The following is a 15,903-nucleotide window of genomic DNA, read 5'->3' as shown; positions in this document are numbered from 1 at the left end:
CGGCTGGGGTATTCGGCGACGGTGAGCCAACCCGATCACCGGCACCACAGCGAGGTCGCCCTCGAGGTCGACGGAACCCGGCGGTACCTGACCGTCGACAACCGGATGACCCTGCTCGACGCGCTGCGGGAACGGCTCGGCGTCACCGCCCCAAAGAAGGGCTGCGACCACGGCCAGTGCGGTTCGTGCACCGTGCTGCTCGACGGTCGCCGGGTGACCACATGCCTGACGTTCGCCGTCGCCGCCGACGGGGCGCAGATCACCACGGCCACCGGACTGGAGCAGGGCGGTGAGCTGCACCCGGTGGCGCAGGCATTCTGCGACGAGGACGGCTTTCAATGCGGCTACTGCACACCCGGCCAGATCTGTTCGGCGGTAGGGATGTTGGACGAGGCCAAGGCCGGTGCACCCAGCTTCGTCACCGACGACCTCGAGCTGACCCCGGTGCTCACCGACGACGAGATCCGGGAACGGATGAGCGGCAACCTGTGCCGTTGCGCGGCCTATCCGAACATCATCGCCGCGATCGGGCGGGCCGCCACCCGATGAAACCGTTCGACTACCACCGGGCCACCAGCACCGCCGATGCCGTGACGATGCTGACGCAGCATCCGCACGCCGCCTACCTCGCCGGCGGCACCAACCTCGCCGACCATATGAAACTCGGTGTGGCAGAACCGGATCTGCTGGTCGACGTCGGCCATCTGGAGCTGTCCGAGACGGTGCTCACCGGCGACGGGGGCGTGCGGATCGGTGCGAACGTCCGCAACAGCGACCTGGCCGCCGACCCGGTGATCCGCTCGCACTACCCGATGCTGGCCCGGGCCCTGCTGTCCGGCGCGTCCGGCCAGTTGCGCAACGTGGCCACCACAGCCGGAAACCTGCTGCAGCGCACCAGATGTGTGTATTTCCAGGATGTCACCACACCGTGTAACAAACGGACTCCCGGCAGCGGCTGCTCGGCGCTGGGCGGCTATGTCCGCTACCACGCTATCCTCGGGGCATCCCCGCACTGCGTGGCCGTGCACCCGTCGGACATGGCGGTGGCGATGTGCGCCTTGGACGCCCGGGTGGTGGTGCAGGGCCGCGACGGCGAACGCCGGATCCCGGTCGACGAGTTCTATCGGCTCCCCGGCGACACACCGGAGCGCGACACGGTGCTGCAGCACGGCGAGTTGATCACCGCAGTCGAACTCCCCAGGCCACCGGCCGGGGCTGTGTCGGACTACCGCAAGGTACGCGACCGCGAGTCCTACGCGTTCGCCCTGGTGTCGGTGGCCGCCGAGCTCAGCTTCACCTCGACGTTCCAGATCGGCTCGGCGCGAATCGCATTGGGCGGCGTGGCACACAAACCGTGGCGGGCCCGGCGTGCCGAACAGATTCTGACCGGCGACCAACCCTCGACCGAAACCTTCGCCGCGGCGGCCGAGGCCGAGCTCAGGCAGGCCGACCCGCTGCCGGGCAACGAGTTCAAGGTGGAGCTGGCCCGCCGCACCTTGATCGCGCAGTTGCGGATGCTGACCGAACGGAGACGGCCATGACCCTCGTCGAACCGCACGCCATCGGACAACCGATGGCCCGCACCGATGGGCGCGCGAAGGTCACCGGCACAGCCCGCTACGCGTTCGAGCAACAGGTCGAACACCCGGTCTACCTGCACCCGATCCAGGCCACCATCGCCCGTGGCCGGGTGACGGCCATGGACACCACCGCGGCCGTCGCCCTCGACGGGGTGCTCGACGTGCTGACGGTGTTCGACGCCCCGACGCTGGCCGATACGTCTGACGGCGAGCTGACGATCCTCCAGGACGACCAGGTGCATTTTCGCGGGCAGCTCATCGGTGGCGTGGTCGCCGAGACCGCCGAGATCGCCAGGGAGGCAAGTGCGCTGGTGCGGGTCGACTACCACGAGAGACGGTATGACACGGAGCTGACCGCGGATCACCCCGGCCTTTACACCCCCGAATCGGTGAACGCGTCGTTCCCGTCCGACACCGAGGAGGGCGACGTACAGGCGGCGCTGGCCACCGCCGACGTGACCATCGATGCCACCTACCGCACACCGATCGAGCACAACAACCCGATGGAGCCGCACGCGTGCATCGCGCACTGGGCGTGGCGCGACGGCCGGCCCGCGGTGACCCTGTATGACTCGACGCAGGGCGTACATGTCGTCCGCAAGACGCTGGCGCCGCTGTTCGACCTGCAACCCGAACAACTGCGGGTGGTCGCGCCGCATGTCGGCGGCGGGTTCGGCTCCAAGGGCGCACCGCACGCGCACGATGTACTCGCCCTGCTGGCCGCCCAGCGCGCCGACGGCCGGGCGGTGAAACTGGCGCTGACCCGCCAGCAGATGTTCGCCCTCGTCGGGTACCGGACGCCGACCATCCAGCGGCTGCGGCTCGGCGCCGACAAGGACGGCCGATTGCTCGCCCTGGCTCACGACGTGATCGAACAGACCTCTGCCGTCAAGGAATTCGCCGAGCAGACCGCCGTCACCTCCCGCTCGATGTACGCCTGCGCGAACCGGCGCACGTCGCACCGGCTGGCCGCCCTCGATGTGGCCGTCCCGTTCTGGATGCGGGCGCCGGGCGAGTGCCCGGGCACGTTCGCCGCCGAGGTCGCGATGGACGAGCTCGCGGTGGCCTGCAAACTCGACCCGATCGAGCTGCGCACCCGCAACGAACCCGAGGTCGATCCCGAGTCGGGCAAACCGTGGTCCGGGCGGCGCCTCATCGAATGCCTACGGGTCGGCGCGGAGCGCTTCGATTGGTTTCCGCGGGATCCCCGGCCCGCCAAATACCTTGCCGGAAACTGGTTCATCGGCACCGGGGTGGCGGCCGCCACCTATCCGGGTTCGGCGATGAAAGGCAATTCGGCCCGGATCAGCCACACCGGGCAGGGGCGCTACACGGTGCAGATCGGCGCCGCCGACATCGGTACCGGAACCTGGACCGCACTGGCCCAGATAGCCGCCGACGCCCTGGAATGCGATATGGCGGCGGTGGATCTGCAGATCGGTGACAGCGATCTGCCGTCGGCCTCGGTGGCCGGTGGCTCGTCGGGCATTACGTCGTGGGGATCGGCAATCGTGGCCGCTGCCAGGAAGTTTCGTCAGGAGCACGGGGCGCACCCGCACGTCGGTGTGACCACGCTGGCCGAGGCGCCACAGAACCCGGACAAAGAGAAATTCGCCGTGCGCTCGTTCGGCGCCCATTTCGTCGAGGCGCACGTCAACCGCGACACCGCCGAGATCCGGATTCCGCGAATGCTCGGTGTCTTCTCGGTGGGACGTGCCATCAACACCCGCACCCTGCGTTCGCAGCTGATCGGCGGGATGACCATGGGGATGTCGATGGCGCTGCACGAAGAGAGTGTCCGCGACCCACGCTTCGGCCACGTCGTCACCCAGGATCTCGCGTCGTACCACATCAGCACCCACGCCGACGTCCGTCACGTCGACGCGATCTGGCTCGACGACGTCGAGGAACACCTCAACCCCATGGGTTCTCGCGGGGCGGGTGAGATCGGCATCGTCGGCGCCGCCGCCGCAGTGGTCAACGCGATTCACCACGCCACCGGGGTGCGGGTGCGAGAGCTGCCGGTGACCCTCGACAAGGTGCTGGCCGGCTTGCCCTGAGGCCGCGTCAGCCGGCCAGGTCGTCCTCGGTGAGCTCGGTGGCGGCCAGGGCGGCAGCCAGGGTGTCGTGGCGGAACACCGAGGTCACGTGGTCGTGCACCACCCGGAACGCGGCCGCACCGGCGTGCGCGGTCCCGTCGGCGGCCCGGATGGTCTGTTCCACGACCACGACGCCGTCGTGCACGTACATCCGCCCCGGCGTGACGGTGGCCCCGGCGGTGGCCGCCCAATCACGCAGTGCGGTGTGCCCCTGGGCGGCCCCGTTGGCATCGCCCACCTCGATGTCGTCGCTGGACAGCTGGATCAGGGTGTCGATGTCCTTGTCGTTCAGCGCGTCATGCCAGGCCAGAACCGTGGCGATCTCGGATGTGGTCATGAACGAAACGTACGCCACTCAGTACGGTGTGCGGTCCAGCCAGGCGTCCCAGACCGCAGTGTCGCCGAACACCTCAAGACCGACATCGGCTGCGCTGCGCCGCCGGGTGACCGCCAGCAGCAGGTCTTTTGCCGGGCCGCGGAGTGCGACGCTGCCCTTGCCGTGGCTGTGCGACCAGCCAAGGCCATCCTCGTCGTGGGCCACGGTCCATTCCCCCGACGGGCCCAGCCCGTCGTCGGTGGCATGCAGGTGCATGCTGACTCCGGCGGCCAGCGGTTCCGCGTGCCGTTTCTTGGCCATGGCCGTCGCGATCTCAAGCCACTCGCTGACGGCGTCGGCGGCGAGTTCGGCCGGCAGGTCGTAGTCCGCTCCGACGGCGAGTGCCGCGTCCGCGCGGTGCACCGTCGCTTCGTGGAGCCGGCGCCGGACCCACCAGCCCCCGGGCTTGGGGCCGAGGAATGTCCACACCCTGGTGTCGGTCCCGACTTGGTCGACGGACTTGAGAACTTGGGCGGCGCCTTCGTTGAGCCAGGCGAGGGCGGCGTCGGGATCATCGGGCGGCTTGCCGTCGTGCACCTCCCGCGGATCCAGCGGTGAGACCCGGCGCTCGGAGATAATCTGTGCCGCCCAACGGTTTCCACGGCCGACATGGCGGAACAGTTGCTTGAGCGTCCAGTCCGGGCACGTCGGCACCGGCGTCTCGGGATCGTTGGCGGCGATCAGCTCCCCGAAGATTCGGGTCTGGTCGAGCAGTACAGCCCGGAAGTCCACGTCATGAACCTACCGCTGTGCGTGCCTTTCCGAGCGTTATCGGCAGAGTCGACCAGCCGCGCAGGATTCGGGTGTCGCGGCGGCTGCCCGCACCGGCAGCACGCGCGTCGGGGAACCGGTCGAAGAAGGTTTGCAGGCCCACCTGGCCTTCGGCCCGGGCCAGCGCGGCGCCGAGGCAGAAATGCCGGCCCCCGGAAAACGACAGGTGCCGCCCGGCGTTCTCGCGTTCGATGTCGAAGCGGTGCGGATCGGTGAACACCGCGGGGTCACGGTTGGCGCCGGCCAGATGCAGGATCACCAGCTCGCCGGCCTGGACCGGCATGCCGGCCACCTCGGTGTCGATCCGGGCCACCCGTGCGCTCATCAGCACCGGGGAGTCCAGCCGCAGGATCTCCTCCACCGCGTTGGGCCACAGTTCGGGGCGGGCGGACAGGGTGTGCAGGTGATCGGGACGGCCGAGCAGCATCCGAATCCCGTTGCCCAGCAGGTTGACCGTCGTCTCGAACCCGGCCGCCAGCACCAGCCCGGCCAGCGCCCGCAGCTCAGGATCGGTCAGCGGTTCGCCGGCCGCACCGGCATCCGAGGCCGCGATGATCTGGCTGAGCAGGTCGTCGCCGGGAGTGCGGCGCAGCTGACGCAGATGACGGGTCAGCCAGTCCTCGAAACCGGCGATGCCCTCGTTGACCTTGCGGTACTGCCGCCAGGACAGTCCGATGTCCAGGCTGGGCGCACCGAGTTCGCCGAAGCGCAGGATCTGCGACCGGTCGGCGTCCGGCACCCCGAGGATGTCGCTGATCACCGCGACCGGCAGCTGCGCGCAGTACCGGTCCACGATGTCGACGACACCGTCGTCGCTTTCCATCGCGTCCAGCAATTCGTTGGCGGTCTGCTGGACGCGCTCGCGCAGCCGGGCCACCGCGCGGGTGGTGAACACCGAGGAGACCAGCTTGCGGTAGCGGGTGTGATCGGGCGGTTCCACCGCCAGCAGTGAGGGCGGCAGCAGTGGGTGCAGCCCGCCGGTGTCGGTCTTGTCGGCGATCCAGCGCAACGGACGGGGCAGGTTGCCGCCGAGCCGGGACACCCGGAAATCGTCAGAACGCAGCAGGTCGGCGGCCACACCGTAGTCGAAGGTCATGAGCAGGGCGCGGCCGCGGATCACCGGACCTTTGGCCCGCATCTCGTCGGCGAACGGGGCCGGGTCGGCCCGCACCTGTGGGTCCGCGATCAGCCGCGCCTGCACGTCGCCGCGACGCACACCCACCACCGAGATGCCGCGAACCACGCCGTGCAGGGCCAGCCATCGGATGTGTTGGCGCATGACCCGAGCCTACGACCGCGGTTTTTATTCGACAACGCCTCAAACAGTGCTCAGCGGACGGCCCAATGCATAGACGCGCCAGCCGGCCTCTCGCCACCGCTCGGTATCCAGGCAATTACGGCCGTCGACAACAACTTTGACCCGCACCGTGTCGGCCAGCTCGGCCGGGTCGAGGGTGACGAACTCGGCCCACTCGGTGAGTACCAGCACCGCATCCGCCCGATCACAGGCCTCGATGACCGATGTGGAGTAGTTCAGGGTGGGAAAGACCCGCTGCGAGTTGTCCATCGCCTTGGGGTCGTACACGTTGACGGCGGCCCCGTTCAGTTGCAGCATCCCGGCGACGTTGAGCGCCGGGGAATCTCGTACGTCGTCGGATTCGGGTTTGAACGCCGCGCCGAGGACGGCGATGTTGGCGCCCAGCAGCGATCCTCCGCAACTGCGGGTGGTCAGCTCCACCATCGCGGTACGGCGACGCATGTTGATGCTGTCGACCTCGCGCAGGAAGGTCAGTGCGTGGTTGGCGCCGAGTTCACCGGCGCGGGCCATGAACGCCCGGATGTCCTTGGGCAGGCAGCCGCCACCGAAACCCAAGCCCGCGTTGAGGAATCGCCGCCCGATGCGCGGGTCGTAGCCCAGCGCGTCGGCCAGCAGCGTGACGTCGGCACCGGCCGCCTCGCACACCTCGGAGATCGCGTTGATGAACGAGATCTTGGTGGCCAGAAAGGCGTTGGCCGACACCTTGACCAGCTCGGCGGTCTGCAAGTCGGTGACCAGGAACGGCACCCCCTCGGCGATCATCGGGGCGTAGAGTTCGCGCACCGCGGCCTCTGAGCGAGCGGAATCATGCTGCACCCCAATCACAATGCGATCGGGGTGCAAGGTGTCGTGTACGGCGTAGCCCTCGCGCAGGAACTCCGGATTCCAGGCCACCTCGACGTCCACGTCGGCGGGTGCGAGGGCCCGGGCCCGCGCGGCCAGGTCAGCGGCGGTTCCGACCGGGACGGTCGACTTGCCGACGATGACCGCGTTGCGGCGCAGGCGCGGCACCAGGGTGTCGATGACGGCGTGCACGTGGCGCAGGTCGGCGCTGTAGTCGCCCTTCTTCTGCGGGGTGCCGACGCCGAGGAAATGCACGTCGGCGAAGTCGGCGGCCTCGTCATAGTCGGTGGTGAACCGCAGCCGCCCGGCCGACAGGTTGTCGTTGAGCACCTTGCGCAGGCCGGGCTCGTAGAACGGGATGTCGCCGGCGGCCAGTTTGGCCACCTTGCCCGGGTCGATGTCGACCCCGATCACCTCGTGGCCGAGCTCGGCCATCCCCGCGGCATGAGTCGCGCCCAGATAGCCGGTACCGAATACGGTGCATCGCATACTGCCTGGATAGGCGGTGCGGATGAGCTGGCCGCTACGTGACACTGAGCGGCAGGCCAACGGCAGGTGACAGTTGTCAGTGCCCGCCGAAGGGGAACGGGAACAGCGAGCCGCCGTCACCGCCGCCGTGCCCGCCGTGCGAACCACCGGACCGGCCCGGGTTCCAGTCACCGGAGCCACCCGAGCGGCCTGGGTTCCAATCGCCCGAGCCGCCGGAACGGCCGGGGTTCCAGCCCGAGCTGGGCCCCCAGTCGTCGGAGCCGCGGCGAGAATCCGACCCCGGCCAGCGCGGGGTGTCGGGGACATCGCGCGACGGCGGATCCCACGATGGCGCCTGCGGTTCGACGCGTGACGGCCGTTGCGGCTCCCACGGCGGACGGAAGATCGACGGCAGGCGCGGCGCCGGCAGCGTGATCAGCGGCGGGATGTACGGCGCCGGCGGGGTGTAGACCGGTGCCGGAGCCGGGGCCACCGGGACCGGTGCGGGCGGCGGAGCCTCGGGGGCCGGCGCAGGCGCTTCCGGCGCAGGTGGTGGCGCCGCGGCGGGCTGCTCGACGTAGACCGTGCGCGGCGGGGCCTGCGGGGCGGGCGCCGGGGCTTCCTGGACCACCGGGATCGGCGCCTTGATGGTCTCGGGCGGCGGGGCCGGTGGCGGTGCTTCCTGGACCGGCTGAGCTTCGGGCACCGGCGGGGGCGCTGCGGGTGCGGGGAGTTTCGCCGGAGCCGTGGGCATCACCGCTCCCTGGGCCGGGGAGGGTCGCTGATCGACCGTCGGCCGGATGCTCACTGCGAGTGAAATAACCAGCGCCACAACACCAACCACGAATACCGATGTCAGAGCACTACCGACGAGCAGGAATGGTTTGCGTTCCTCCTCCAGCGGCATCTCGTCGGCGGCGAAGTCCAGGGCGTCGATCGGATCCTCGCCCAGCGGAGCCATCTCGGTGGCCAGTCCGGCCAGCGCGTAGGCGCTGCCCGCGGTGGTGCCGTCAGGATCCTGCGAGTAGGCCAGGCCGACGGTGGAAGCCTCGAAGGCGGGCGCGTTGGCCGAGGCCAGCGCGGCGCCGCGGGCCAACGCCATCTCCGGCTCGTCCGGGGCGCTGACCGGAAGCGACACCAGGTGTTCCAGATGCGACTTCACCGAGGCGACATCCACGCCGGCGCCCACCACGAACATGCCCTGGGGCGCCGAGTCGGCGGCGTCGACGGCCGCGGCCATTTCGGTGAGCACGGCCATGGCGTCGGCGCTGTGCAGGGACCGGCCCAGCACCTTGACCACCGAGCCGTCGTCGGTCTGCACCACCGACAGCGTCGCGGCGTCCCGGTCGATGAACAGCAGCGCGGTGGTGTCGTAGCCGACCGCGCGGCCCACCGCTTGGGCCAGCGCCGCGGCGGCATGACCTTCGGAGACCAGCATGACGTCGTCGATGCCGTGCGCGGCCAGCGCGTCGCGCAGCGCGGCGGCGTCGGAATGATCCGTCCACGTGACACCCACGGATTTCAGGTGGTGCCCGCCGGCAGTGGCGCTCTCCTGGGTCCCAAGGATGGCCGCCAGCACCTGGTCGGCGGCAGTTGCCGAACCGTCCTCGGCGGTGACGTCGAAGACGTCGTGATCGACGGTGACCCCGTCGGCTTTCTCCCCCTCGACCAGCACCATGCGGACTGTCGTAGGTGCCATCGTCACACCCAGTACGATGTCCACCAAGCCCTCCAATGTGTTTGCTGCACTGCACTTGTCGCCATTGCGCACACATTCCGCACGAACCGACATCTAGAACCTTCATCGGGGTAACCAGGTCGATCGTTACACCCATGCGCATTAGCTACAGCGCCGAGATTCTGGTCGGACCGCGACGGCATGCTGCGCGCCGGCGCCGGTTAGTTAGACCCTACTCGGTATTACGACAAAGAGAACCGTCCGGTTCATCCCGCGGGTATCCGCGCAGGTGCCCGCGCGGCCTCCCCGCCGGTTTTCGCGCCGCTTTCCACACCAGGGCTGCAGGTCGCGAATTTCCACAACCCACAGGTAGAAAATGGCGACGCGCGACTGGCGCTTAACTACTGATGCTGTTGATGAAGTTGAGGTAGGAGCGCGACGGCGTCGGCCCGCGCTGGCCCTGGTATTTCGAGCCCACCTTGTCGCTGCCGTACGGATGCTCGGCCGGGCTGGTCAGCCGCAGCAGGCACAGCTGACCGATCTTCATCCCCGGCCACAACGTGATGGGCAGGTTCGCGACGTTGGACAGCTCCAGCGTGATGTGGCCGGAAAAGCCCGGGTCGATGAACCCGGCCGTGGAGTGCGTCAACAAGCCAAGACGGCCCAGCGAGGACTTGCCTTCCAGCCGGCCGGCCAGGTCGTCGGGCAGCGTGCACACCTCCAGGGTCGAGCCGAGCACGAACTCGCCGGGGTGCAACACGAACGGCTCCCCCTTGGCGGGCTCGACCAGGGTGGTCAGCTCGTCCTGCTGCTTGGCCGGGTCGATATGGGTGTAGCGGGTGTTGTTGAACACCCGAAACAGCGTGTCCAGGCGGACGTCGACACTCGACGGCTGCACCAGGGCATCGTCGAACGGCTCAATGGCCAGGCGTTTCGCGGAAATTTCGGCCCGGATGTCTCGATCGGAGAGCAGCACCCGACGAGCGTATCGGTTAGCGACGGACCACCCCTGTCGATGGCGGCATCGAGGTGTCGGCGTAGGGCGCCGACAAGGATTGCGCAGCCGCCCGCCCGGCCATCGGCACCACCTTGCGCACGACGGTGTGGATCGGCGGCTCGGCCGGCGCGGCGGGCGGGGCCGGCACCGTGTGTTCCACCGGCGCTGACGCCTGCTGTGGGACGCCGCCGTCGTTCCCGTGCACGGTGATGGCCACGAACACCGAACCCGCCACGATCAGCGCCGCCGTCGTCATGATCTTGGCGAGGGTGCGCCGCACCGGGTCGCGCATGGGCGCCGAGGCGGCCTCGTCCCGAATGTCGGCGCTGGCGAGCAGGGCGCCGCGGGCCAGTAAGGCGGCGTCGTCGTCGCGCACGACCGAACGCGCCTCCACTGAATTCGCCGCCCCGGCATAGCTTTCCGCGTCGGCCGTGGAGACCACGGCCACCTTGTCGACGCCCTGCTCCGCGAGGGCATCGAGTACCAGTTTGGCGTCAGCGTCCACCTCGTCGGTCCAGGTCAATGCGACGCGGGCGACGGTGTATCCGTTCGCGGGCGCGTCGGCGTAGGTGTCGAGCACCGCGTTGACGACGTACTCGCGAAAGCCCGGGTCCTCGACGCCGACGCGGGTGTCCGCGGCAAGCGAGTCATGGTCGATCACCGCGCCGTCACCGTCCGTGCCCTCAACCAGGACAAGCCGGGCGTCACGCGCGGTCATGGCAATACCGATTACGACATCCATTGGTTGAGATCCCTCAGTTGATTCGGCCCGCCGTGCGGGCCCGTTCGCTCCATTCAGCACCGGATGGAGCCCCACAGGAACGACGGTAGAGAGCGCACCTGAGAACTATCGGCCCGAGGTTTTACGGCGCTCTCAGGGGCACGCGTGAACGACAATCATGTTCTGTGGTCGTCAGTTTCGCCACGCCATCGCGGACTCCGGGTCCGCACTGGGCAACGGGGTGTCCACTGGATCGGCGCCCTTCGCCAGTCGGCCGCCGGCGCCGCACGGGTCGGCCGGCGTCAATTTCTTAGACTCGCCGGGACGATATCCGCCCGGCTGAGCCACGAGCCGGGCCGGGTTGCTATCCTTCCTCAGCACCATGCCGATGTAGTTCAATGGCAGAACATCAGCTTCCCAAGCTGAATACGCGGGTTCGATTCCCGTCATCGGCTCCACTATCCGACCTGGTAGATCCACATCGATGCCGAGGCAGAAGCGTTCTACCTGCATTTTGGCTTCTCCCCGGTGAAGAACCGCGAAGGCCGCCTGGTGATGAAGGTTTCGACAGCCGCCGCACCCCTTGGCGTCGCGCCCCACGCCGTCAGCATTCATTGACAAGGCCGTCACGCTGCCCGACAGTGCTAGGCGTCCACGGGGGCACGAAAGGCGCGCATTGAGCACTGACACTCAGCTGAACGAACTCGGCTATTACGCCGTGACCCGTCACCCCGCGGACGTCCGCGTCGTGCTCCCCGAGGCCCGGGCGGCCGAGGCGCTCGGTTTGGGCTCGTGCCACATCGGTGAGCGGTTCACGGTGAAGGACCCGGCGGTGCTGTCCGGCGCGCTGGCCGGTGCCAGCACGACGCTGGGGATCGCGCCGTCGACCAACCACCACACCCGCCACCCCACCGTCACCGCCACGGTGGGATCGACCATGCACGCGTTGACCGAGGGCCGCTTCGCCATGGCCTTCGGTCGCGGGATGGCGGGCTACTGGCAGGCGATGGGCCTGCCGGTGGTGACCGAGGCGCGGCTGCGGGACTTCTTCGGCATCCTGCGCCGACTCTGGGCCGGGGAGATGATCCTGGACCACGACGGCCCGGCTGGGAAATTTCCGTTCCTGCGGCACGCCAACGGCCTGGGTGAGGGACCGCCCATCGGACTGGTGGCGGTCGGCCCCAGGACGATGGCACTCGCCGGAGAGATCGCCGACTTCGTTGTGCTGCATACCTTCTTCTCCGATGAGGCGACGGAGAAGTCGGTTGCCGCGGTGCGCCGGGGTGCGGAACGAGCGGGCCGGGATCCGGACAGCGTGCGCATCTGGGCGTGTCTGGCGACGGTGCCCGACGCGTTGTCGCCCGAGGATCAGCTGCGTCGCGGCGTGGGCCGGCTGGCCACGTACCTGCAGGCGTACGCGGACGTTCTCGTCTCAGCCAACGGCTGGGATCCCGCCGCGTGGGAGCGGATCAAGCAGAGCGACCTGTTCACCGAGGCCGCCGCGGCCGGCCCGATCGACGCCAGTGCATCGGTCGAGACGCTGCAACAGATCGCCGAGCTGATTCCGGCCGACTGGCTGTCCGCCGTAGCCTCGGGATCACGTCGCAGTTGCGCGAAAACGATTGCCCGACAATATGATCTGGGCACTCATTCGGTTATCATGCACGGGGCCAGCCCACAGGAACTGGAGCCCGTCGTGCAGGCATACCGGGCCGACCGGCCGATATTGCGCAGAGCCGTCGCGGCCAACCCTGGGAGATTCGCCTGACCCGCCATCCGGCACTCCGCCGGTGCTGGGACGACGACGTACCAGAATTACTTTGGCGAACAACATTTTTGACCCACGCTCGGCGACGGCGCGACCGCCCACGACCGGAACCTGAGACCTACCTGAGGGTCACAGCACCAGTGCCGTGCGCGTGGAATACTCAATAGATGGTCCGCGCGCGGCAGCACGAGATGACCCGAACTCCGGTCGATGAACTGTCGGCGTTCGAAGTGGCAACCCGAGACCTGGTGGGTGTGGCACTACGCAGTGTGGACCAGTTGGAGATCTCACTGCCCCAGTTCCGGTTGCTGCTGGTGCTGCAGGAGCGCGGCACGTCGACCTCGACGGAATGCGCTCAGGCGCTCGGCGTGGTGGGTTCGACGGTCACCAGGCTGGCTGACCGACTGGATGCCTCCGGCCATCTGGCCCGCGGCTCGGAACCGACCAACCGCAGCATCGTCACCCTGAAGCTGACCGATCGCGGACGCAAGCTGGTGCGGCAGGTGTCGACCCGCCGCCGGCGCGAATTGAGCAAGGTTCTCGATCGTCTCGATCCGGCCGAACGCGCCGCCTGCGCTTCGGTTTTGCGCCGTTTCCATGACCTACTGGCCGACGACGACGCCGACGATCTGAATCGGCCGATCCCGCTGTAGGCGTGCACACCGGAAGCGGTGGCGCGCAGCGAGTCTCAACCGTTGCCAAGCCGTGCCGTGATTTGCCGGGACAGTCGGTCTGAGCTGGCCTAATGTGATCCAGCATGGAATCGAACACCGATGACACGGCCCCGAACGACCATGAGAAGCGCGGCCAACTGTCGAGACGTTCGATGTTGGGTGGCATCGCAGCGGCCGGCGTGGGGGCGACCGCAGTGGGTGCACTGGCCTCCGGTTGTGACGATTCGGGAAAGCCCGGCGCAGCCCCCGACGCCGGGCCACCCGACTACGGAACCGGCATCAACGAGGGCTTCGACGGCAAGATCGAGCTCGATGTTCGTGACTCGAAGCCGGACTGGAAGCCGTTCGAGCTCAAGCACGCCCCGGAGGGCGCGCCCAACGTCCTGGTGGTGCTGTTCGACGACACCGGTATGGCCTCATGGTCGCCCTATGGCGGCCGGATCAACATGCCGACCCTACAAAAGTTGGCCGACAACGGACTGACCTATTCGCAGTGGCACACCACCGCACTGTGCTCGCCCACCCGGTCTTGCCTGTTGACCGGCCGCAACCACCATGTGAACCGGTTCGCGAGCATCACCGAAGGGTCCGATGGCTTCCCGGGCGCGGCGGCCCGGCTGCCCGCGCAATGCGCGACGGTGGGCCAGGTGCTGCAAGACAACGGCTACAGCACCTTCTGGGTCGGCAAGGACCACAACGTCCCCGAAGAAGATGTCTCCAGCGGTGGTAGCAAGTCGGAGTGGCCGCTGCAGAAGGGTTTCGACCGGTTCTACGGCTTCCTCGGCGGCGAGACCAACCAGTGGTATCCCGACCTGTCTGAGGACAACCGGTTCATCGATCAGCCGTATCCTCCGGATCAGGGTTATCACCTGTCGAAAGACCTTGCCGATCAAGCGATTCGGATGCTGCGCGACCAGCGCTCCAGCAACCCGTCCAAGCCCTGGTACATGTGGTTCTGCCCGGGCGCGAACCACGCACCACACCACAGCCCCGAGGAGTACTCGGCAAAGTACAAGGGCAAGTTCGACGACGGCTACGAGGCTTACCGCGAGTGGGTGCTCAAGCGGATGATCGACAAGGGCATCATGCCCAAGGGCACCGAGCTGACCCCGATCAACCCGCTACCGGAGGACGTGGCGTTGGAGGCCGACGCGGTGCGGCCGTGGGCTTCGCTGAGCCCGGACGAGAAGAAGTTGTTCTCCCGGATGGCGGAGGTGTTCGCCGGGTTCTCGGAGTACACCGATGCCCAGGTGGGGCGGGTCGTCGACTACCTGGAACAGACGGGCCAGCTGGACAACACCGTCATCTTCTACTGCGCCGACAACGGCGCCTCCGGCGAGGGATCACCGAACGGGTCGGTCAACGAGAACAAATTCTTCAACGGCTACCCCGATGACTTGGCCGAGAACATGAAGATGCTCGACAAGCTGGGCACTCCCGATACCTACAACCACTATCCGACGGGCTGGGCGGTCGCGTTCTCCACACCGTTCCAGATGTTCAAGCGCTACTCGCAGTTCTCGGGCGGCACCTGCGATCCGATGGTGATCCACTGGCCCAAGGGCATCAAGGCCAAAGGTGAAGTGCGCCATCAGTACCACCACGCCACCGACGTGGTCCCCACGATCCTCGACGTCGCGGGAATCGAGATGCCCGAGGAGTATCGCGGCATCAAGCAGTACCCGCTGAACGGGGTGTCGATGCGATACAGCTTCGACGGCGCCGACGCCGCCACCACCAAGAAGCGCCAGTACTACGCGATGCTCGGCACCCGCGGGATCTGGCAGGACGGTTGGAAGGCGTCGGCGCTGCACGCGCCCATCAGCGGCAAGGGCCATTTCGATCAGGACAAGTGGGAGCTATTCCACGTCGACGAGGATCGCTCCGAGGCCAAGAACGTCGCCGACCAGCATCCGGAGAAGCTCAAGGAGCTGATCGACGCGTGGAACGAGGAGGCGAAGAACAACTACGTTCTGCCCCTCGACGATCGTGTTCCGGTCGAACTACTCACCATCGAGCGGCCGCAGTTCGAACCTCCCCGCACGCGGTACCTCTATTACCCGGACACCGCGCCGGTGCCAGAGGGTGTGGCGGCCAACATCCGCGGCCGGTCCTACAAGATCATCGCCGACGTCGACATGACCAAGGACGCCCAAGGCGTCCTGTTCGCCCACGGTTCACGCTTCGGCGGGCACGCCTTGTTCATCAAGGACAACAAGCTGCACTACGTCTACAACTTCCTGGGCATCAAACCCGAGCAGGTGTTCGCCTCCGGCCCGCTGCCGGAAGGCAAGCATGCGCTGGGTATGGAATTCATCCGGGAGGGCAAGGGCGAACACGGCGAATCAACCGGCACCACAATCCTTTACGTGGACGGCAAGGAGACCGCGCGGGGTCCGATGCGGGCGCAGATCGGCAAGTTCACCCTTGCCGGCGACGGGTTGTGTGTCGGATTCGACAGCGGCGACAACGTGTCGTCGCTCTACCAGAATCCAGGCCGGTTCACCGGAGGCACCATCAGGGGTGTCGCGGTCGACGTGAGCGAGGAGAAATACGTCGACCTCGACAGGGAGGCGCAGGCCGCGTTCGCGACCGACTGAGCGCGACTAG

13 protein-coding genes and 1 tRNA gene are annotated in these 15,903 nt (G+C 67.8%); 7 read left to right on the top strand and 7 right to left on the bottom strand.

Annotated elements, in window-relative coordinates; genetic code table 11:
• Positions 1-21: 21 nt before the first annotated feature.
• The 3 genes from FR943_RS02355 to FR943_RS02345 are packed head-to-tail and all read left to right on the top strand — an operon-like array spanning position 22 to position 3,640.
• On the top strand, positions 22-549 hold the full coding sequence (locus tag FR943_RS02355; RefSeq protein WP_217154660.1) for a 2Fe-2S iron-sulfur cluster-binding protein: 528 nt from the start codon (positions 22-24) through the stop codon (positions 547-549).
• Positions 546-1,541 (top strand): FAD binding domain-containing protein, encoded by a 996-nt coding sequence (locus FR943_RS02350; protein WP_217154659.1) that lies wholly within the window; start codon positions 546-548, stop codon positions 1,539-1,541. Before FR943_RS02355 ends, FR943_RS02350 begins: the two co-directional genes overlap by 4 nt.
• Entirely contained in the window at positions 1,538-3,640 is a 2,103-nt protein-coding gene (locus FR943_RS02345; protein WP_217154658.1) for a xanthine dehydrogenase family protein molybdopterin-binding subunit, read from the top strand. Before FR943_RS02350 ends, FR943_RS02345 begins: the two co-directional genes overlap by 4 nt.
• Before the next feature lie 7 nt (positions 3,641-3,647).
• Here FR943_RS02345 and FR943_RS02340 read toward each other — a convergent pair whose 3' ends face one another.
• From FR943_RS02340 to FR943_RS02310, 7 genes are all read right to left on the bottom strand, one after another.
• Positions 3,648-4,016 carry a nuclear transport factor 2 family protein gene (locus FR943_RS02340; protein ID WP_217154657.1) on the bottom strand — a complete coding sequence of 123 codons (369 nt, stop codon included), beginning with the start codon at positions 4,014-4,016 and terminating at the stop codon, positions 3,648-3,650.
• 18 nt (positions 4,017-4,034) lie between these two features.
• Entirely contained in the window at positions 4,035-4,787 is a 753-nt protein-coding gene (locus FR943_RS02335; protein WP_217154656.1) for a maleylpyruvate isomerase family mycothiol-dependent enzyme, read from the bottom strand.
• A gap of 1 nt (position 4,788) precedes the next feature.
• The gene (locus FR943_RS02330; RefSeq protein WP_217154655.1) at positions 4,789-6,105 is read right to left on the bottom strand and encodes a cytochrome P450; all 1,317 of its coding nucleotides are present in this window, start codon (positions 6,103-6,105) and stop codon (positions 4,789-4,791) included.
• A 39-nt stretch (positions 6,106-6,144) separates the two neighbouring features.
• Positions 6,145-7,476 (bottom strand): UDP-glucose dehydrogenase family protein, encoded by a 1,332-nt coding sequence (locus tag FR943_RS02325; protein ID WP_217154654.1) that lies wholly within the window; start codon positions 7,474-7,476, stop codon positions 6,145-6,147.
• A 76-nt stretch (positions 7,477-7,552) separates the two neighbouring features.
• Entirely contained in the window at positions 7,553-9,178 is a 1,626-nt protein-coding gene (locus tag FR943_RS02320; RefSeq protein WP_217154653.1) for a DUF7159 family protein, read from the bottom strand.
• A gap of 352 nt (positions 9,179-9,530) precedes the next feature.
• Positions 9,531-10,109: a dCTP deaminase gene (gene dcd / locus FR943_RS02315; protein WP_217154652.1), complete on the bottom strand. Its 579-nt coding sequence runs from the start codon at positions 10,107-10,109 to the stop codon at positions 9,531-9,533.
• A gap of 16 nt (positions 10,110-10,125) precedes the next feature.
• Positions 10,126-10,872, bottom strand: coding sequence for a DUF7159 family protein (locus tag FR943_RS02310; protein WP_504970593.1), 747 nt, complete (start codon positions 10,870-10,872; stop codon positions 10,126-10,128).
• A gap of 363 nt (positions 10,873-11,235) precedes the next feature.
• Between FR943_RS02310 and FR943_RS02305 the strand changes: the two genes are divergently transcribed.
• From FR943_RS02305 to FR943_RS02290, 4 genes are all read left to right on the top strand, one after another.
• Positions 11,236-11,309 (top strand) — tRNA-Gly (locus tag FR943_RS02305).
• 218 nt (positions 11,310-11,527) lie between these two features.
• Entirely contained in the window at positions 11,528-12,619 is a 1,092-nt protein-coding gene (locus FR943_RS02300) for a TIGR03857 family LLM class F420-dependent oxidoreductase (RefSeq protein ID WP_217154650.1), read from the top strand.
• Positions 12,620-12,786: 167 nt separating this feature from the next.
• On the top strand, positions 12,787-13,272 hold the full coding sequence (locus FR943_RS02295) for a MarR family winged helix-turn-helix transcriptional regulator (protein ID WP_217154649.1): 486 nt from the start codon (positions 12,787-12,789) through the stop codon (positions 13,270-13,272).
• A 104-nt stretch (positions 13,273-13,376) separates the two neighbouring features.
• Positions 13,377-15,893: an arylsulfatase gene (locus tag FR943_RS02290; protein WP_217154648.1), complete on the top strand. Its 2,517-nt coding sequence runs from the start codon at positions 13,377-13,379 to the stop codon at positions 15,891-15,893.
• The last annotated feature ends 10 nt before the right edge of the window (positions 15,894-15,903 follow it).

Origin of the sequence: [Mycobacterium] fortunisiensis (assembly GCF_019050325.1) — a bacterium.
GTDB classification, from domain to species: domain Bacteria; phylum Actinomycetota; class Actinomycetes; order Mycobacteriales; family Mycobacteriaceae; genus Mycobacterium; species Mycobacterium fortunisiensis.
Note: the sequence above shows the minus strand (reverse complement) of the source record. Positions and strands in the feature narration are given on the sequence as shown.